16 protein-coding genes and 1 pseudogene are annotated in these 19013 nt (G+C 67.3%); 12 read left to right on the plus strand and 5 right to left on the minus strand.

Annotation, left to right across the window (positions count from 1 at the left end):
- Positions 1-2: 2 nt before the first annotated feature.
- Positions 3-911, plus strand: coding sequence for a peptidylprolyl isomerase (locus N800_RS11400; RefSeq protein WP_036138572.1), 909 nt, complete (start codon positions 3-5; stop codon positions 909-911).
- Between the two features lie 150 nt (positions 912-1061).
- Entirely contained in the window at positions 1062-2387 is a 1326-nt protein-coding gene (locus N800_RS11405; RefSeq protein WP_036138575.1) for an MFS transporter, read from the plus strand.
- A 50-nt stretch (positions 2388-2437) separates the two neighbouring features.
- Here the strand turns inward: N800_RS11405 and modC are convergent, their stop codons facing one another.
- From modC to modA, 3 genes are read right to left on the minus strand one after another with little or no spacing between them, the layout of a single operon-like run.
- On the minus strand, positions 2438-3511 hold the full coding sequence (gene modC / locus N800_RS11410) for a molybdenum ABC transporter ATP-binding protein (RefSeq protein ID WP_036138577.1): 1074 nt from the start codon (positions 3509-3511) through the stop codon (positions 2438-2440).
- Positions 3504-4211 (minus strand): molybdate ABC transporter permease subunit, encoded by a 708-nt coding sequence (gene modB, locus N800_RS11415; RefSeq protein ID WP_052108184.1) that lies wholly within the window; start codon positions 4209-4211, stop codon positions 3504-3506. Before modB ends, modC begins: the two co-directional genes overlap by 8 nt.
- 9 nt (positions 4212-4220) lie before the next feature.
- On the minus strand, positions 4221-4973 hold the full coding sequence (gene modA / locus N800_RS11420) for a molybdate ABC transporter substrate-binding protein (protein ID WP_036138579.1): 753 nt from the start codon (positions 4971-4973) through the stop codon (positions 4221-4223).
- A 121-nt stretch (positions 4974-5094) separates the two neighbouring features.
- Here modA and ffh point away from each other — a divergent pair, with 121 nt between their 5' ends.
- From ffh to N800_RS11460, 8 genes and pseudogenes are all read left to right on the plus strand, one after another.
- Entirely contained in the window at positions 5095-6462 is a 1368-nt protein-coding gene (gene ffh, locus N800_RS11425) for a signal recognition particle protein (RefSeq protein ID WP_036138581.1), read from the plus strand.
- A 121-nt stretch (positions 6463-6583) separates the two neighbouring features.
- The gene (locus N800_RS11430; RefSeq protein ID WP_052108185.1) at positions 6584-7669 is read left to right on the plus strand and encodes a YjgN family protein; all 1086 of its coding nucleotides are present in this window, start codon (positions 6584-6586) and stop codon (positions 7667-7669) included.
- Positions 7666-8691, plus strand: a complete 1026-nt coding sequence (locus N800_RS11435; protein ID WP_036138584.1) for a M48 family metallopeptidase — start codon at positions 7666-7668, stop codon at positions 8689-8691. Before N800_RS11430 ends, N800_RS11435 begins: the two co-directional genes overlap by 4 nt.
- 105 nt (positions 8692-8796) lie before the next feature.
- Positions 8797-9054 carry a 30S ribosomal protein S16 gene (gene rpsP, locus N800_RS11440; RefSeq protein ID WP_036138587.1) on the plus strand — a complete coding sequence of 86 codons (258 nt, stop codon included), beginning with the start codon at positions 8797-8799 and terminating at the stop codon, positions 9052-9054.
- Positions 9055-9088: 34 nt separating this feature from the next.
- Complete coding sequence (rimM, locus tag N800_RS11445) at positions 9089-9604, plus strand: ribosome maturation factor RimM (protein WP_036138631.1); 516 nt, start codon at positions 9089-9091, stop codon at positions 9602-9604.
- A 68-nt stretch (positions 9605-9672) separates the two neighbouring features.
- Positions 9673-10395 (plus strand): annotated as a pseudogene (trmD, locus tag N800_RS11450) (tRNA (guanosine(37)-N1)-methyltransferase TrmD); the annotation flags it as partial.
- Between the two features lie 294 nt (positions 10396-10689).
- Positions 10690-11103: a 50S ribosomal protein L19 gene (rplS, locus tag N800_RS11455; protein WP_036138589.1), complete on the plus strand. Its 414-nt coding sequence runs from the start codon at positions 10690-10692 to the stop codon at positions 11101-11103.
- Between the two features lie 154 nt (positions 11104-11257).
- Positions 11258-11668, plus strand: a complete 411-nt coding sequence (locus N800_RS11460) for an RNA-binding S4 domain-containing protein (RefSeq protein ID WP_036138636.1) — start codon at positions 11258-11260, stop codon at positions 11666-11668.
- Positions 11669-11701: 33 nt separating this feature from the next.
- Here N800_RS11460 and N800_RS11465 read toward each other — a convergent pair whose 3' ends face one another.
- On the minus strand, positions 11702-12310 hold the full coding sequence (locus N800_RS11465; protein ID WP_036138591.1) for a DUF937 domain-containing protein: 609 nt from the start codon (positions 12308-12310) through the stop codon (positions 11702-11704).
- 197 nt (positions 12311-12507) lie between these two features.
- Here N800_RS11465 and N800_RS11470 point away from each other — a divergent pair, with 197 nt between their 5' ends.
- Positions 12508-13470 carry a methyltransferase gene (locus N800_RS11470; RefSeq protein ID WP_052108186.1) on the plus strand — a complete coding sequence of 321 codons (963 nt, stop codon included), beginning with the start codon at positions 12508-12510 and terminating at the stop codon, positions 13468-13470.
- 92 nt (positions 13471-13562) lie between these two features.
- Here the strand turns inward: N800_RS11470 and mutS are convergent, their stop codons facing one another.
- The gene (gene mutS / locus N800_RS11475; protein WP_036138596.1) at positions 13563-16157 is read right to left on the minus strand and encodes a DNA mismatch repair protein MutS; all 2595 of its coding nucleotides are present in this window, start codon (positions 16155-16157) and stop codon (positions 13563-13565) included.
- 283 nt (positions 16158-16440) lie between these two features.
- Between mutS and N800_RS11480 the strand changes: the two genes are divergently transcribed.
- On the plus strand, positions 16441-19005 hold the full coding sequence (locus N800_RS11480; RefSeq protein WP_052108187.1) for a TonB-dependent receptor: 2565 nt from the start codon (positions 16441-16443) through the stop codon (positions 19003-19005).
- The last annotated feature ends 8 nt before the right edge of the window (positions 19006-19013 follow it).

A 19013-nucleotide genomic window follows, 5' to 3' on the forward strand; every position in this document is an offset into this window, starting at 1 on the left:
TCATGAGTGACGCCAAGTCCAGCCTGCGCGCCCTTCCGATCACCGTCATCGACTCGCAGAAGCCGGTGGCGGAGGAGGCCCACGCCCACCACCACGACCACGCCGAGGAGGGCCCACGGTCGCTGGGTCGTCCGGCGCCGTGCCTGCTGTTCGTGGCCGACACGGCCATCAACGAAAGCGACATCGCGCGCGAGATGCAGTTCCATCGGTCGATGAAGCCCGAGCAGTCACGCGCCGCCGCCGCGCGGGCTTTGGTGGTTCGCGAGTTACTGCGTCGCGAGGTGCAACGGCTGGGCCTGGACGATGAGGTTCAATCGGTGGGCAACGAGCCCGTCGAGGAGGCACGCATCCGGGTGCTGCTTGAGCGCGAGGTGGAGAACCGCGTCCCGACAGAGGATGACTGCCGCCGCTACTTCGAACAGAACCGCGACCGTTTCCATTCGCCTGACCGGATTCGCCTCCGCCACATCCTGCTGGGCGCATCGGCCGACGATGTCACGGGCCGCTTCAACGCACGCAGTGAAGGCGAGCGTCTGATTGGCGAGCTCAAGTCCAACCCGGTGCTGTTCACCGATTTCGCCATGCGCCATTCCGACTGCCCGTCCAAGGAGCAGGGCGGTGAGCTTGGCTGGCTGGAACGCGGGCAGACCACGCCGGAATTCGATCGCCAGGTGTTCCGCCTGCGTGAAGGGCTTGCCGGCTTCCCGGTGGAATCGCGCTGGGGCTATCACGTGGTCAGCATCGACGAGATCGCACCGGGTGATCGGCTTGAGTTCGATCAAGTCCGCGAGCGCATTTCGGACTACCTTGAATTGCAGGTGCGGCAGCGCGAGTTGCAGCACTACCTGCTCGAGTTGCAGGAGCGATACGAAGTGCGTGGGCTGGATGCCATCGAGGCCGAAGCGGCCTGAGTCCATCCCAACCATGCGCCGGCGCTGTTGCCGGTCGCACGCCTCGGCGCTTTCGTCGGCGACGGACGTGCATCCGGTGGCGGGGCTCGCCTGCCGCGTGGGGCGCGGCAGGCATTCCAACGATTCCCAATCCCGACCGGAAGCACGTCCATGCAGGACCTTTCCCAGATAAGTGGAGCCCGCCAGCAGCGCGCGCTGTGGCTCAGTACCTTCGCGTTCACCACCTGCTTTGCGGTGTGGATGATCTTTTCGATCATCGGCATCCAGATCAAGCAGCAACTCGGCCTCAACGACACCCAGTTCGGCCTGCTGATCGCTACACCCGTGTTGACCGGATCATTGATACGCCTGTTCCTGGGCGTTTGGTCCGACCAGTTTGGCGGGCGGCGCGTGCTGTTGCTGGTCATGCTCGCCGCGGCTGCCGCCACCTGGGGGCTGACGTGGGCCAAGACCTACCCGCAATTCCTGTTTGGCGCGCTGCTGGTGGGCATCGCCGGCGGCTCGTTCTCGGTGGGCGTTTCCTATGTGGCGAAATGGTTCCCATCGGCACGTCAAGGGACGGCGTTGGGAATATTCGGTGCCGGCAACATTGGCGCTGCGGTGACCAAGCTACTGGCGCCGATGGTCATGGTGGCCTATGGATGGATGGCGGTCGCCAAGGTCTGGGCCGTGGGCCTGGCCGTGGTCGGCATCCTGTTCTACCTGCTCAGCGAAGACGATCCGTCACTCGCCGAGCGCCGTCGCACGGGCGTCAAGCCGATCCCGTTCCGCCAGCAGATGGAGCCGCTGCGCAACCTGCAGGTGTGGCGCTTCTCGCTGTACTACTTCTTCGTGTTCGGTGCGTTCGTGGCGCTGGCGCTGTGGCTGCCGCGCTACCTGATCGGTGCCTACGGCATGGACGTGGCCACCGCCGGCATGATCGCCGCGGCTTACTCCATTCCCGCCAGCCTGTTCCGGGTAGTGGGCGGCTGGCTGTCGGACCGTTGGGGCGCGCGCAAGGTGATGTACTGGACCTTCGGGGTCTCGGTGATCTGCACCTTCCTGCTGTCCTACCCGGACACTACTTACACCATCCGTGGCATCGAGGGCGACAAGACGTTCCATCTCGCCATCGGGCTGGTCCCGTTCACCGTGCTGGTGTTCGTGCTGGGCTTCTTCATGTCGCTGGGCAAGGCGGCGGTGTACAAGCACATCCCGGTCTACTACCCGCAGCACGTGGGGGCCGTCGGCGGTGTCGTGGGCATGATTGGCGGCCTGGGTGGCTTCGTCCTGCCCATCGCCTTCGGCGCCATGAATGATCTGGTAGGCGTGTGGACCAGTTGCTTCATGCTGCTGTTCGTGCTGGTGTCCATCGCGCTGGTCTGGATGCACTTCGCCATCCGCCGCATGGAACGCCGCAAGTTCCCGCAGATCGATCGCGAGACCGACCTGCCGGAAATCATCAACGCGCAGCAGTCCGCCAAGGGCAGGCGCTGAGGCAGGCAAGAGGTCTTGGGCGCGGCGCGTGCCGCCGCGTCCGGGGCGGGCTAGACCAGCAGCGCGACGGCCTTGATCTGGGCCCAGACCGGCATGCCCGGGCGCAAGGTCAAGCGTTCCACGGAGCGATGTGAGACGCGTGCGAGCAGCGGTACTCCGCTGGCGTCCAGTTGCACCTGCACCTGCCCTCCAGGAAGTTCGGTCAGCGCCACCAGCGTGGCCGGCAGCAGGTTGAGCAGGCTCGAATCATCGTGCCGCTGCAGGGCCAGGCTGATGTCTCGCGCCTGTACGCGGACACGCAGGCGCGCGCCCGCGACATGCTCGCGACCGTGGGCGTGCAATGGGCCGGCGGGTGTATCCAGTGTCAGCAATCCGTGCGGGTCGCGTTCCCGCACGCGCGCTTCCAGCACTACGCCGGCGTCATCGCGCAATGCCAACGGCAAGTCGGCGCGATTCAATATCTCCAGCGCCGGACCCGCCGCGGTCACCGCCCCGGCCTCCAGCAGCACGAGGTGGTCGGCCAGCCGCGCGACTTCCTCGACCGAATGCGTCACGTACAACACGGGAATACCGGCGTCGCGGCGCACGGCCTCAATGAAAGGCAGGATCTCGGCGCGTCGCTCGGCATCCAGCGCGCTCAGCGGCTCGTCCAGCAACAGCCAGCGCGGTTGGGTGACCAGTGCGCGTGCCAGTGCGACGCGTTGACGCTCACCGCCCGAAAGCGACTCCGGCCGCCGCTGAAGCAGCGGGGCCAGTGCCAACCGCTCGATCCACTGGTCCAGCAGCGTCGAGGGTGAGCCCGCGCGGCGCCAGCCAAAGCGCAGGTTATCGGCCACCGTCAGATGCGGCAGCAGGGCCGTGTGTTGGAACACCACGCCGGTCTCGCGCCAATGCGCTGGGCGGCTGGCATGTTCGTCCTGCCATACATCCCCCTGCACCTTGATCGAGCCCACCGCGTCCGGTTCAAGGCCGGCGATGGCGCGCAGCAGCGTGCTCTTGCCGCTGCCGGACGGGCCAAATACGGCCGTCGTGCCCTGGGCGGGCAGGGTGAGGTCGACCTCCAGTCGGAAGTCGCGTCGCAGGACACGCAAGCGCACGCGCAGGTCAGTGGTCGCCTCAGCCATCGGCCACCGCCGTGCGACGTCCCAGCCACTGCATGACCAGCAGCAACGCGAAGGAGAACAGCAGCAACCCCGCAGCCAACGTGTGCGCGTCGGCGTAGGCCATGCCCTCCACCTGGTCGTAGAGCAGCACCGACAGCACGCGGGTCTCGCCCTCGATGTTGCCGCCCACCATCAACACCACGCCAAACTCACCCACCGTATGTGCGAAGCCGAGCAGGGTGGCGGTCACCAGCGCCGGCCGGGAGAGCGGCAGCACTACGCTGAAGAAACGGTCCAGCGGTGACGCGCGGAGCGTGGCAGCGGCTTCCAGCACGGCGGCCGGCACGGCAGCGAACCCCGCTTGCAACGGGTGCACCACGAATGGCAGCGAATACAGCACCGAAGCCAGCAGCAGGCCTTTGAAGGTAAATGCGAGGGTTCCCAGACCCAAGGTCTGGGTCAATTGCCCCAGTGGACCGGCGGGCGCCAATCCGATCAACAGGTAGAAACCCAATACCGTAGGTGGCAGCACCATCGGCAGTGCCACCACCGCGCCAACCGGCAGGCGCCACGCCGAGCGCGTGCGTGCCAGCCACCACGCCAGGGGCATGCCCAGCACCAGCAGGATCAGCGTGGTCAGGCCCGCCAATTTCAGCGTGACCCACAGGGCCGCGACCCATGGCGCGGCATGCCAGACAGGGGCGGTGAGGGCAGGCTCCATCAACCCGGCTCAGTCGTAACCGAGCGCGCGGATACGCGCCTTTGCCGCCGGACTCCCAAGGTACTGCAGGAAACCGCGGGCGGCGGCGTTGTTGCCACCGCGCTTCATCAGCACCGCAGTCTGCACGATCGGCGCATGCCACGACGCAGGCACCTCCCAGCTGGAACCAGGCGTGGTCTTGCGTGCTTCCAACACCAGCGAGCGCGGCAGCAGACCCAAGGGGGCCGCGCCGCTGACCACGAACTGCGTGGCCTGTCCGATGTTCTCGCCCATGGCCAGCCGCGGTTTCAGCGCGTCCCAGCGCCCCACGTGGCGCAGCACCTCGCGCGCCGCGGCCCCATAGGGCGCAAGCTCCGGATTGGCGATGGCCAGCCGTTCGATCCGGCCGTGGCGGAGCAGGGCCTCGCCGTCCTTGACCAGGGCCGGGTCCCGGCTCCACAACACCAGCCGGCCCACGGCATAGTCGTCCAGGGTGGAGCCATCGGCCAGGCCTTCGGCCACCAGCTTGCGAGGGGTGGCGGCGTCGGCCGAGAGCAGCGCATCGAACGGCGCGCCGTGACGGATCTGGGCATACAGCTTGCCGGTCGAGGCAGCGCTCACATCGATGCGATGGCCGCTCTGTCGCCCGTATTCGGCAGCCAGCTGGCGCGCCGCGTCGGCGAAATTGGCGGCCACGGCGAGACGGGCCTGCGCGGCCATCCCAGCCCCTGGCAGCCACCCGGCCAGCGCCACGAGGACGGTCAGGGCCCGTGTGAAACGCATGTCGCCTCATCCCTTCGTGCGGTCGCGGCGAGTCTAGCGCGTTTGCCCGCGGGCCCGGCTGACGGAGGTCAACCGTTATACTGGGCAGTCCGCTGTTCCCCCATTTTCAGGTCCCGCCCGCATGTTCGAATCCCTCACCCAGCGCCTGTCCGGCACCATCGAGCGCCTGCGCGGCCGCGGCCGCCTGACCGAGGAGAACATCCGCGAGTCGCTGCGCGAGGTGCGCATCGCCCTGCTGGAGGCCGACGTGGCCCTGCCGGTGGTGCAGGCCCTGATCGAGCGCATCAAGGTGCGCGCGGTCGGTCAGGAAGTGCTCAAGTCGCTGACCCCGGGCCAGGCGCTTATCAAGATCGTCCGCGACGAAATGACCGCCGTCATGGGGGCACAGGCCGCCGACCTGAACCTCAACGTGCCGGCGCCGGCGGTCATCCTCATGGCGGGCCTGCAGGGCGCGGGCAAGACCACCACCGTCGGCAAGCTGGCCAAGCACCTCAAGGAAAAGCGCAAGAAGAAGGTGATGGTGGTGTCGGCGGACGTGTACCGCCCGGCCGCCATCGAGCAGCTCAAGACGCTGGCGCAGCAGGTGGACGTGCTGTTCTTCCCGTCGTCGGCCGACCAGAAGCCCGAAGCCATCGTCAAGGCGGCGATCGACGATGCGCGCAAGTCCTTCGTCGACGTGCTGCTGGTCGACACCGCCGGCCGCACCAGCATCGACGACGCGATGATGGCCGAGATCAAGGCGCTGCATGCCGCCGTGAATCCGGTCGAGACCCTGTTCGTGGTCGACTCGATGACCGGCCAGGACGCCGCCGTCACCGCCAAGCATTTCGGTGAGGCACTGCCGCTGACCGGCGTTGTGCTGACCAAGACCGACGGTGATGCCCGAGGTGGTGCCGCGTTGTCGGTGCGCTACATCACCCAGCGCCCGATCAAGTTCATCGGCGTGGGCGAGAAGCCCGACGGCCTGGACGTGTTCCACCCGGACCGCATCGCCAGCCGCATCCTCGACATGGGCGACGTGCTGTCGCTGGTCGAGCAGGTCGAGCAGCAGGTCGACAAGGACAAGGCGCAGAAGCTCGCCGAGAAGGTCGCCAAGGGCAAGAAGTTTGACCTCAACGACATGCGCGACCAGCTCGAGCAGATGCAGAACATGGGCGGTATCAGCGGCCTGATGGACAAGCTGCCGGGCATGGGCAAGATCCCCGACGAGGTCAAGAGCCAGGTCACCGGCAAGGAAGTGCCGCGCATGATCGCCATCATCAACTCGATGACCAAGAAGGAACGTCGCAACCCGGCGCTGCTCAACGGCAGCCGCCGAGCACGCATCGCCAAGGGCGCCGGCATGACCCCGGCCGACGTCAACAAGCTCATGAAGCAGTTCCAGCAGATGGAAAAGATGATGAGCAAGCTGGCCGGTGGCGGCATGAAGGGGCTCATGCGCGGCATGAAGGGCATGATGGGCGGCCGCGGGCCGATGCCGTTCCGCTGAGGGCTGACAGCCTCCCCCTTGATCGCGTAAGGTCGGTGCCAATGCCGGGCTGGGGAGCCCGTCAGAAGGTGCAGTACTTCAAGGATTGAACGCCGACCCGGTCGGCCTTCAGGGGGATTCCATGCTTGACGCCATTCCGGCCGCACCGGCCGGTGATTTCTTTGCGCCTTCAGAGGCGCCCGCCACGCAGCACCACACGGCCCAGTTCAGCGGCCGCGCCGGCGAATATTTCGGTATCTGGTTCGTCAACCTGCTGCTGAGCATCATCACGCTGGGCATCTATTCGGCGTGGGCCAAGGTCCGCACCGAGCGCTACTTCTATGCCAACACGTCGTTGGCGGGTGCCACGTTCGAGTACCTCGCTTCGCCCATCGCCATCCTGAAGGGACGGCTGATTGCCTACGCGGTGGTCATTGCCCTTGGGCTGAGCTCGCGGTTCTCGCCGGGGTTGTACCTGCTGCTCATCGTGGGCGTGGGTGCGATGATGCCGGCACTCATCACGTGGAGCCTGCGGTTCCGTGCGCGCAACTCGGCATGGCGCGGATTGACGTTCCGCTTCGACAACGGTGCCCCCGAGGCCTATGGCCCCTTCATGCTCTGGGCATGGATTAGCGGCCTGACCGCTTCATTGCTGTATCCGGCCATGAAGCGCCGCCAGCACGAGTTCGTGGTGGAAGGCCACCGCTACGGCGTCAAGCGCTTCCGCTTCTTGGGCACCACCGGGCAGTACTACGGGCCCTATCTGGTCGTCGCCGGTACGATGGTCGGCGGTTTGATCCTGTTGGGCGTGGTCACCGCGATGCTGTCCGACAGCGGGCTGGTCGGCAAACAGGCGTTGGGCGCGGGCATGGCGTTTGGCCTGCTGGCGTTCTACCTGGTGTTCTTCGCGCTGATCATCATGATGCGCGTGCGTTACACCAACCTGATGTGGAACTACACCCGGCTGGGTGAGCACAGGTTCGCCAGCACGCTGCGCGTGCGTGACCTGCTCTGGATCTACGCCTCCAACCTGGTCGCCGTCCTGTTCACCGTCGGACTGGCCGCGCCGTGGGCGATGGTGCGGCTGGCCCGTTACCGTGCCGAGCACTTCACCCTGATCGCCAGTGGTGAGCTGGACGAATTCGTGGCCGCATCCGAGAGTCGGGCCGGTGCCGCCGGGGCGGAACTCGTGGATGCGCTCGACGCGGGGATGGATTTCGGGCTGTGAGTGAGCTGGAAGGTCGCTGGTCCGATGGGCGCACCAGCCGCATCCTGGCGGTCCGGGTGCGGATGGCGTCCCCGGACGTGCTCGGGCTCGAGCCAGTCGAGGGCGCGGCGATGCTCTGGCCGATCGGGGAGGTCAGCATTTCCCCGCGGCTGGGGCGTACGCCACGGGTGCTGCGCCGGTCGGGCCACGGCCAGGTGGAGTGCCCCGATTCCCCGTTGCTGGATCAGTGGTTTCCGCACGGCAGCGGGCGCATCGAGGGCTTTGCCGACTGGCTGGAACGCCGCCGCGCCGCGATCCTCGTCGCGGCGGCGGTAGTCCTGGTGCTCACGGTGGGTTTCGTCCACTTGGGTTTGCCCGCCATCGCCAAGGTGGCGGCCGAACGGATGCCGCGTACGGTGGAGCGCCATGCCAGCGACCAGGCCGTGGCCCTGCTGGAGCGCATGCACCTTGATCCGTCGCGGTTGCCGGATGCGCGGCAGCGGCAACTCCGGCAGGCCTTCGCCCGTCTGGTCGCACGCGAACCCCGGGCCGGGGAGATGGCGCTGCACTTTGCCCATGCTCCAGGCATTGGCCCCAACGCGTTCGCCCTCCCGGACGGTCGGATCTACGTCACCGATGACCTGGTGGCAATGGCGGGCAATGATGCGGAGTTGATGGCGGTGCTGGCGCATGAGGCCGGTCACCACGTCCATCGCCATGGCATGCGCGGTGCGCTCGAGAGTTCATCGATTTTCCTGCTGGCGGGCGTGCTGTTCGGTGATGCCTCCGGCTCGTCGTTGGCGGTTTCGATTCCCGCCACGCTGCTCAGCAACGGGTTCTCACGGACGCACGAGCGGCAGGCCGACATGTACGCCTTCGCCCTGCTGAAGCGCCGGGGGCGGTCGCCGCAGGCCTTCGCGGACGTCATGCGCAGGCTCAGCAAGGGCGTGCCGAAGGGACTGGAAAAGGGGGCCTTGGGCTACCTGTCGAGCCATCCGCCCAGCCCCGAGCGCATCGCCGCGGCCGAGGCCGCGGCCCGCTGATGCGGGCCCAGACCCGGAGGCGCGTTGCCGCACTGCCGCAATTTCCCCTATAATCGCCGGCTTACCCTGCCATCCCGGCAGCTGGGCAACACAGAGAGCAACCTCATGGTCAAGATTCGACTGACCCGCGGCGGCGCCAAGAAGCGTCCGTTCTACCACATCATCGTTACCGACAGCCGCAGCGCCCGCGACGGCCGCAACATCGAGCGCGTCGGTTTCTACAACCCGGTTGCCCAGGGCAACGAGAAGCGCGTCGAGCTGAATGTCGAGCGCGTGAAGCACTGGGTGGCCAACGGCGCGCAGCTGACCGACAAGGTCGCCGTGCTGTACAAGGAAGCGGCCAAGGCCGCGGCCTCGGCCTGATCCCCTGGCTGCGCCCGAGCGCGTAGCCATGGCGATGAAAGACCCCGGGCGCCACATCCTGCTGGGCAGGATGATTGGCGCCCTTGGTTTACGTGGGGACGTGAAAATCGAGTCCTGGACCGAGCCCCGCGAGACCATCTTCCGCTACCAGCCGTGGGTCCTGCGTTCGCCGCAGGGTGCCCAGGACATCGTGTCCGGTATTCGCGGCCGCGACACCGGCAAGCACGTGCTCGCCCAGATCCCGGGCGTGACCGACCGCGATGCCGCCGAGGTCCTGCGCGGCACCGAGATCCTCGTGCCGCGCTCCGCGCTGCCGCCGCCCAGGCCGGGCGAGTATTACTGGGTCGACCTCGAAGGCCTGCGCGTGGTCACCACCGAAGGCGTGGCGCTGGGCACGGTCTCGCACCTGTTCGCCACCGGCGCCAACGACGTGTTGGTGGTCCGCGACGACGAGCGCGAGCGCATGATCCCCTTCGTGCAGCCGCAATTCGTCACCGGCATCGATTTCGACGGCGGCGTGATCACCGTCGACTGGGACCCGGACTTCTGATCGGGCGGGCGGCCCCCACCGGTGTGGCTCGCCGTCGTCCCGCCTGACCTTGCGAGGGACCATCGCCCATGCGTTTTGACCTCATCAGCCTGTTCCCCGAGTTCGTCGCCCAGTGCGCCGCCTTTGGCGTCGTCGGGCGGGCGGGGGAGCGTGGCCTGCTGTCGGTGCACGGCTGGAACCCGCGCGACTATGCGGAAGGCAATTACCGCCGCGTGGACGACCGCCCCTTTGGCGGCGGTCCGGGCATGGTGATGATGATCGACCCGCTGCGGGCCTGTCTGGCAGACGTGCGGGCGGCCGATCCAACCCCGGCGCACGTGGTCTACATGAGCCCGCAGGGCGCACCGCTGACCCAGGCCAAGGTGCGCGAGCTGGCCGCCCACCCGCGCCTGGTGCTGCTCTGTGGCCGCTACGAGGGCGTGGACGAGCGTTTCCTGCAGGCCGAGGTGGACGAGGAGATCTCCATCGGCGACTACGTGCTGTCCGGCGGCGAGCTGGCGGCAGCCGTGGTGCTGGATGCCGTGGCCCGGCTGCAGGAGGGGGCACTGAACGACGCCGAGTCTGCGGTGCAGGACAGCTTCGAGGACGGCCTGTTGGATTGTCCCCATTACACCCGCCCGGTGGAGCATGCGCTGGGCAATGTCCCGCCGGTGCTGCTGTCCGGCAACCACGCCGAGATTGCCAAGTGGCGCCGCCAGCAGTCGTTGGGGCGCACCTGGCTGCGCCGGCCGGACCTGCTGGACGAGGCGACCCTGTCCAAGGCGGATCGCAAGTTGCTGGAGACCTTTCGTGCGGCGTGGGCGGCGGCGGGGCATGTCTCCGATCCCGCTGAGACTGGCGTGGCGCACCAGGTGGCCCCCGAGGCCAAGTCCACCGCTTCTGAGGTAGCACCCGCAGCCAAGGCCGCCCAAGCCGCTCCCGGCTCGACGGAACCGCCCCCGGCCGGCTAACTACTAGCCAGCAAAAGAAAAACGCCGTTATAATGCACGGCTTAGCTCCACCCTTGCCTCACCCATAAGCTCCATCCACATGCCAGACGCGGGTCCACGTGCACTCGCGCTACAACGAATCCAACAGGCCGGACCATGAACAAGCCCTCGATCCACACGCTGCTGCAGACCTTTGAAGCCGAACAGATCCAGCGCAAGCTGCCCGATTTCGCCCAGGGCGACACCGTTGTCGTCAACGTCAAGGTGAAGGAAGGCAATCGTGAGCGCGTGCAGGCTTACGAGGGCGTGGTCATCGCCATCAAGAACGCCGGCCTGAACTCGTCGTTCACCGTGCGCAAGATCTCGCACGGCTACGGCGTCGAGCGCGTGTTCCAGACCCACAGCCCGACCATCGAGTCGGTCGAGGTCAAGCGTCGTGGTAAGGTCCGCGCCGGCAAGCTGTACTACCTGCGTGGCCTGGAAGGCAAGAAGGCGCGCATCAAGGAAGACCTGGCCGGCAACGCCAAGGCCAAGGCTGCTGCCGCCGCAGCCGCCGCTGCCGCCAAGTAATCCGCGCGTTCCACCGCGCAGTGAACGGCCGCCTCCGGGCGGCCGTTTTCATTTGAGCGCATGCCCCGCGCTTCGATGGCCCGGGGTGAACGATTGCACCGTCGGACTGACGTTCGAGATTTGTTTCCCGCGCGTTCGCCACCATCTCGTGCCCGTGAACCCCGTCATTGCCCCTGTCGCCGACACCGTCCGCCTCGACCTGTGGTTGTGGGCGGCCCGCTTCTACAAAACCCGCGCGCTGGCCAAGCACGCGATCGAGACCGGCAAGGTCGAGATTGGCGGGCAACGGGCCAAGCCGTCACGCTCGGTACGCGTGGGTGATGTGCTGAAAGTGAGCCGCGGGGAAGAGGTGTTCCTCATCGAGGTCCGTGACCTCAGTGATACTCGCGGCCCAGCCAGCGTGGCCCAGCACCTCTACACCGAAACGGAGGAATCGCGCCTGCAGCGGGAGCAGGCGCGTGCATTGCGCATGGCGGAGCGCAACGGTTACCGCGCGCCCGGGTCCAAGCCGGACAAGCGCGCCCGGCGACTGATCCGCGCCCTGGGCGATATCGACGCGATGTGACCCCTGCGACGCGGCGAGCGAGCCGTCGGACGGTCAGCGCTTGCCGCCCAGCATCCCGCCGCCGAGCTTGAGCAGGTCGCCCAGTCCCAGTTGGCCGTCGCCATCCTGGTCCAGGACCGCGCCGAGCAGGCCACCGCCCAGGCCGCCCTGTTGGCGGATCTGCTGCTCTTCCTGCCCGAGGATGCTGCCCAGGCCCTGCGGAGACCGACTCGCCGCCTGGCCCTGGCCGAGCATGCGCTTGGCCAGATAGGCCATGACAATGGGCGCGAGGACCTTCAGCAGCATGCTGGCCTTGTCGCCTTGCAGCCCGGTGGCGGCTCCAAGCCCCTGCGCCGCGCCCTGCTGGCGGGCACCGAAGATGTGACCGAGGATCTGCTCACCCTGGCCCCCGCCGCCCAGCACCGAGCCCAGCAAGCCGCCCAGGTCGCCGGTACCGGCGTGGTCGCGCTCCAGCGCGCCGAACAGCGATTCGGCCCCTGCGGGCTGGCTCGCGTTGCGGCCGACCGCACCCAACAGCAATGGCAGCGCGGCGGCGACAGCGCCCGAGGCCTGCGCCTGCGGCAATCCCAATTGCTGACTGATCTGCTCGATCGGTTGGCCCTGCAACTGGTTCAGAAGGTCATTGGCGAGAGAAGCGCTCATCGTGGTCTTCCATGGAGTGGAATCCGCATCCTAGCCCTTGCGCGTGGGCCTCATCGTGACGGCCATCAGCCAGGTGGTGCCACGCCGCTTGGCCGCTCGGATGACAGTTTGGCGTCGCTGTAATCAAGGTTGTCGATGGCCGGTTTCCCGGATTGTCAGTCAACGGTGGCGCCATGGCGGATTGCGGTCCCCTCGGGATGTTGCAGCAGATGGCCGGTGGCTATTGCGTGGCCCGCTGCCTGCACGTGGTCGCGGAGTTGGGTGTGGCGGACGCGCTGGGTGAACAGCCCACCGATGCCGGCACACTGGCCGCGGCGGTGGGTGCCCATAGGGATGCCTTGAGCCGGGTGCTGCGCCTGCTGGCGGCGCACGGCGTGTTCGAACTGCACCGCGGCCGCTTCCGGCACACGGCCGCATCGCGCCTGTTGCGGGAGGACCACCCTGATTCGATGCGCGCGTTCGTCCGGCTATTCGGCCTGCCGGTGTTCTGGGACGCGTACGGGGTCCTCGGACATTCCGTGCGTACCGGACGACCTGCAGTCGAGTTGCTGCATCCCGAAGGACTTTGGAGTTGGCTTTCACATACGCCCGAAGCTGCGGCCATCTTCAATGCCGCGATGGCGGCCAAGGCGCGCGGGCAGGTGGCGGCCGTGCTGGCCGCATATGACTTCCGTGGATTCGCGTTGATCGGCGACATCGGAGGGGGCAGCGGCCACCTGTTGCGCGCGGTGTTGCAGGCCTGTCCTGCGGCCAAGGGAATCCTGTTCGACCTGCCGCACGTGGTGGCGACGGTCGAGCCGACGCCCCGCATGGCCTGCCAGGGCGGGGACTTCTTCAACGATCCGCTGCCCAGTTGCGACGCCTACCTGCTGATGGAGGTGGTCCATGACTGGGACGAAGACCAGGCGCTGGCGATCCTCAAGGCAGTGCGGCGAGCCGCGCCGCCGGCGGCGAAGCTGTTGCTGATCGAGGCCCTGATCCCGGACGTGCCGGGACCGGATTCGGCACGTCTGCTGGACATCCACATGCTCGCGCTGGTGGGCGGCCGCCAGCGAACGACGGACGAATACGCCTACCTGCTGCGCAGCGCGGGCTTCGGGCTGGTGCGGACCGTGGAGACCCACGGCGGCGTGTCGATCCTGGAGGCCGTGGCACGCTGACGACGCATCAGCGCCGGCCAAGCCCGGAGCCCGGGCTCCGGCCGGACCGACAGCGAATCAGGCCGCGTTCGGGGTCAGGCGGCAACCACCGGTCAAGCCAGGGCTTTCAGTCGATACAGCGCCTCCAACGCCTGCTTGGGGGTGAGGTCGTCGGGGTCGATGGAGGCCAGGGCATCCAGGGCAGCGGAGTTGGCGGCAAACAGCCCGAATTGCTGGGGCTGGTCCAACGCCGGTGCCGTCATCGTCGCTACCGGGGTGTCGCGGTTCTGCCGTTCCAACTCGGCGAGCCGGCCGCGCGCCTGTTTCACCACCGCCTTCGGGAGGCCGGCGAGTGCCGCGACTTGCAGGCCGAAACTGCGGTCCGCCGGACCTTCCTTCACCGCGTGCATGAACACGAGTTGGTCACCGTGCTCCACCGCGTCCAGGTGCACGTTGGCGATGCCACTGCCGGGTTCCGCCAGGGTGGTCAGCTCGAAATAGTGCGTGGCGAACAGCGTGTAGGCGCGGTTGGCCTGCGCCAGGTGGCGCGCACAGGCCTCGGCCAAGGCGAGGCCATCGTAGGTGGACGTGCCACGGCCGATCTCGTCCATCAGCACCAGCGACTGGTCGGTGGCGTGATGCAGGATGTAGCTGGTCTCGCTCATCTCGACCATGAAGGTCGACTGGCCGCGCGCAAGGTCGTCGCCGGCGCCGATGCGGGTCAGGATGCGGTCGATCGGTCCGATGTCGGCACGTGAGGCCGGTACGAAGCTGCCGATGTGCGCCAGCAGCACGATCAGCGCGTTCTGGCGCATGTACGTGCTCTTGCCGCCCATGTTGGGGCCCGTGATCACCAGCATGCGGCGACGACCGTGTTCATCACTGTCGCCCAGCACGAGGTCGTTGGGCTCGAACGGATCCTTGCGGACCGCTTCCACCACCGGGTGGCGACCGCGTTCGATGAGCAGGCCGGGTTCGGCCGTGAGTTGGGGTTGCGACCAGTCCAATGCCTGGGCGCGTTCGGCGAAACAAGCCAGCACGTCCAGTTCGGCCAGCGCGGCGGCGCAATGCTTGAGCGGTTCCAGATGGGCATTGAGCTCATCCAGGATGCCCTCGTACAGCAGGCGCTCGCGGGCCAGCGAGCGCTCGCGCGCCGACAGCACCTTGTCCTCGAACTGCTTGAGCTCCTCGGTGATGTAGCGCTCGGCATTGGCCAGCGTCTGTCGGCGCGTGTAATGCGTGGGCGCCTTTTCCGCCTGCGCCTTGCTGATCTCGATGTAGTAACCGTGGACGCGGTTGTAGCCCACCTTCAGGGTGGGGATGCCGCTGGCTTCGCGCTCGCGGACTTCCAGGTCCACCAGGAACTGGTCGGCGTGGGTGGAGAGGCGGCGCAACTCGTCCAGTTCGTGGTCGTAGCCTTCGGCAAAGACGCCGCCATCGCGTGCCAGCACAGGCGGCTGCGGCACGATGGCGCTGCGCAACAGGTGGGCCTGCGCATCGTGTTCGCCGAGTTCGGCGGCCAGTGCGGCCAGTAGCGGCGAATCAAGCGGCGCCAGTTGCGCGCGCAGGGCCGGCAGCATGGCCAGGCCGTCGCGCAGGGTAGAGAGGTCACGCGGCCGCGCGCTGCGCAGCGCGATGCGCGAGAGGATGCGCTCCAGATCGCCGATGGCGCGGAACTCCTCGCGCAGCGTGTCGCCCGCGCGTGCCTCCACGATCGTGGCGACTGCATGGTGGCGCTGGCGCAGCAGCGCCTGGTCGCGCAACGGGCGGTGCAGCCATCGACGCAACAGGCGCCCGCCCATCGGCGTGATGGTGGCGTCCAGCACGCCCAGCAGCGTGTGTTTGTTGTCGCCGTCCACCCGGCTGTCCAGCTCGAGGTGGCGGCGCGTGGCGGCGTTCATCGCGATGGCACCATCGCCGGACTCCACGGCAATGGAGGTCAGGTGTGGCAGGCGCTGCTTTTGAGTCTCTTCCACATAGCCCAGCAGCGCGGCCGCGGCGGCGACCGACAGGGGCTTGTCCTCCAGACCGAAGCCGGTCAGGTCGTGGAGGTTGAAGAAGCGCAGCAACTGGCGGCGGCCACTGTCAGCATCGAACAGCCATGGCGGGCGCCGGCGCATGCCCTGCCGGGTCTCGACGAAGGCCGGCCAGCCCTCCTCGTCAGCCACCAGGGTTTCGGCCGGTTCCAGCCGAGCCAGCTCGGCCTCAAGGGCATCCTCGCTGGCCACTTCGTTGACCAGGAATCGGCCGCCGGCCAGGTCGGCCCAGGCCAGGCCATATCCGGACTTCCCTCGTGCAATGGCCAGCAGCAAGGTGTCGCGGCGCTCGTTGAGGAGGGCCTCGTCGGTCACCGTGCCCGGCGTGACGATGCGCACCACCTTGCGTTCGACGATGCCCTTGGCCAGCGCCGGATCGCCGATCTGCTCGCAGATCGCCACCGACTCGCCCAACGCCACCAGGCGTGCCAGGTAACCCTCGGCCGAATGGTGCGGCACGCCCGCCATCGGGATCGGCTGCCCCGCGGAGCTGCCCCGTTGGGTCAGGGTGATGTCCAGCAGGCGGGCCGCCTTCCGCGCATCGTCGTAGAACAACTCGTAGAAATCGCCCATCCGGAAGAACAGCAGCACGTCCGGGTGCTCGGCTTTCGCCGCGAAGAACTGCTTCATCAGCGGGGTGTGTTCGGGCGTCTTCTCGGCGATCTGGGTCATTCGATGGGGTCGTTGCGAAACGAAGGCGTGGCGCGAATGCGCGCGCCGGACGCTGATTGTAGCGACTGTCCGTCTCCGGCCGGCTGACCGCATCACCTGACCAATGCGACGGTCTTTCCGTCCCTCCTCCCGGGCGGGTTGCTGCTATGCAGCGTGTAAACCTGTGACGGCATGCTAGGTTCGGCCGCAAGGGGCGGTGGGCGCAGGTTTGGCGCAACACCGGCGCGCATGGGAAGGGCGGCATGGGGCGGGGGCCCCGGCGCCCACACTACGGGGAGGCACAATGGCAATTCGCACGCCGCAACACCATGGTCTGGCAAAGGCCGTCGCCGCCGTCCTGATGATGGCATTCGTTTCGCCACTGCTGGCGCAGGACGCACCGGCCCAACAGCGCGACGAGGAGGAGGCGACCACGCTCGCCGCGGTCACGGTAACCGCCCAGAAGCGCGAGGAAGCCATGCAGGACGTGCCGATCATGGTCACGGCCCTGCCGGAGCAACTGCTCCGCGACACCGGGGTGCGTGACGTGAAGGACGTGCAGGTGCTCGTGCCGGGCCTGACCGTGACAAGCACCCAGAGCGAGGCACAGACCACCGCCCGTATCCGCGGCATCGGCACCGTCGGCGACAACGCTGGCCTGGAGTCGTCCGTCGGCATCCTGATCGACGGCGTCTACCGGCCCCGCAACGGCGTTGGCTTCGGCGACCTCGGCGAGCTGGAGCGGATCGAGGTGCTGAAGGGCCCCCAAGGCACGGTGTTCGGCAAGAACACCTCCGCCGGCGTGATCAACGTGCTGACCCGGCGGCCCCACTACCAGCAGGAGGTGGAGGCTGAGCTGACCGTTGGCAACTATGGCGCACTGGGTGTGTCCGGGGCCTTGAACCAGCCCTTGAGCGACCGCGCCGCGTTTCGCGTGTACGCCGCCAAGCGCGAGCGCGATGGCTTCAGCGAGGTGCGTACGGGGGCGGGGCCGCGCCAGGATAAGGAGGACGGCGACCAGAACTTCCACACCCTTCGAGGCCAGCTGTTGCTGGAACCCACGGACACACTCGACATCCGCATCGCCGCCGATTTCACCAGTCGCGAGGAAAACTGCTGCGTAGGCATGACCACCGTGCGTGGCGCCACGGCCAACATCATCAACGCCTTGTCGCCTGACGAAGGCGTGGTGCTGGTCGCCGACCCGTTCGACCGCGTGGCCTACAGCAACCGCAGCACCGAGCAGGACATCAAGGACAAGGGGGTCTCCGCCGAGGTCAACTGGGATACGCCGTGGTTTGGCGGCGCGACGTTGACCTCCATCACGGCGCAGCGCGAATGGGGTTCCATCAACGGCCTGGATTTCGATTTCACCAGTGCCGATATCCTGTATCGCAACCCTGAGAAGGACGAGTCCTTCACCGGTTTCGATACCTTCAGCCAGGAACTGCGCCTGACCGGGTCCACGGAGAGCATCGATTGGATGGTGGGCGCGTTCTATGCCGACGAGGACCTCTCCCGCAACGAGACCTATCGTATTGGGGCAGCGTACGAGCCGTACCTGTCGATCGCCCTGCTGTCGATGATCAACCCCGCACTGGGTGCGTCGCCCACTGCGCCGCTGTTCCTGTCGCAGGCCAGCGGGCGCCCCTTTGGCACCGTGTTTGCCGGCTTCGGCGCCGACGACCACTACAAGCAGAACGCCACCAGCGCGGCCTTGTTCACCAACAACACCTGGCACGCCACGGACGCGCTCGACCTGACGCTGGGCCTGCGCTACACGCGTGAGAAGAAGCAACTGCATTCGGCCTACAGCAACCCCAACGGTGGTGCGGGCTGCGGGGCGATGCTGGCCAATCCGGCTCAGGTGGTCGGAGCGCTGGTTGCGCGCGGTTTGACCGTAGCCCAGGCCACCGCGGCAGCCCCCAGCGTGGTCGGCTTCAGCTGCCTGCCGTGGGCGAACCCACTCCACAACGGTCGCGTCACCGACCAGGAGCGTGAGGAGAAGGAGTGGTCTGGCACCCTCAAGGTGGCCTACCGCTGGAACGAGCAGTTGATGACGTACGCCTCGGCGGCACGCGGTTACAAGGCCGGCGGATTCAACCTTGACCGCGTGCAATCCAACACGGGCCTGTCCAGCGGCACCGCGGGCATCGTGCCCGTGAACGACACGTCCTTCGAAGGCGAGTTCGTCGACAGTTACGAACTCGGCGCCAAGACCACGTGGCTGGACGGCAACCTCCTGCTCAATGGCACGCTGTTCCACCAGACCTATGACGATTTCCAGCTCAACAGCTTCCTGGGCACCAGCTTCGTGGTGCGGTCGATCCCGGAGGTCACGTCCAAGGGCCTGGATGCCGAGATGATGTGGCAGGCGACGAAGGGGCTGCTGCTGCAGGGCGGGTTCACCTACGCGCGCACGCGCTATGCCGACACCATCCCGGGCGCAGACTTCGTTGCCCCCAATGGGGCCCTGTACAAGCTGCCGGGGTCGCAGGTCAGCTTCGCGCCGGATTGGTCAGCCTCCTTGGGCGCGACCTACGAGCGCGGTTTCGGTAGTGGCCTGGTGGGGCGCTTCAACATTGGCGCCAAGTACATGTCGGACTACAACACCGGCTCCGACCTCGACGTGGAGAAGGCGCAGGATGCGTTCACCGTGGTCAACGCGCGCCTGGGCTTTGGCCGCGACGACAACCGCTGGATGGTCGAGCTCTGGGCGCAGAACCTGTTTGACGAGGAATATGTGCAGGTGGGCTTCGATGCACCGCTGCAGAACGTGTCGCCGGTACCGGGCAATCCATTCAATTCCTACAACGCCTTCCTCGGCGCACCGCGCACCTATGGCGTCACCTTTCGGGTGGCCTACTGAGGCAAGGG

Origin of the sequence: Lysobacter daejeonensis GH1-9 (assembly GCF_000768355.1) — a bacterium.
Taxonomy (GTDB): Bacteria; Pseudomonadota; Gammaproteobacteria; order Xanthomonadales; family Xanthomonadaceae; genus Aerolutibacter; species Aerolutibacter daejeonensis.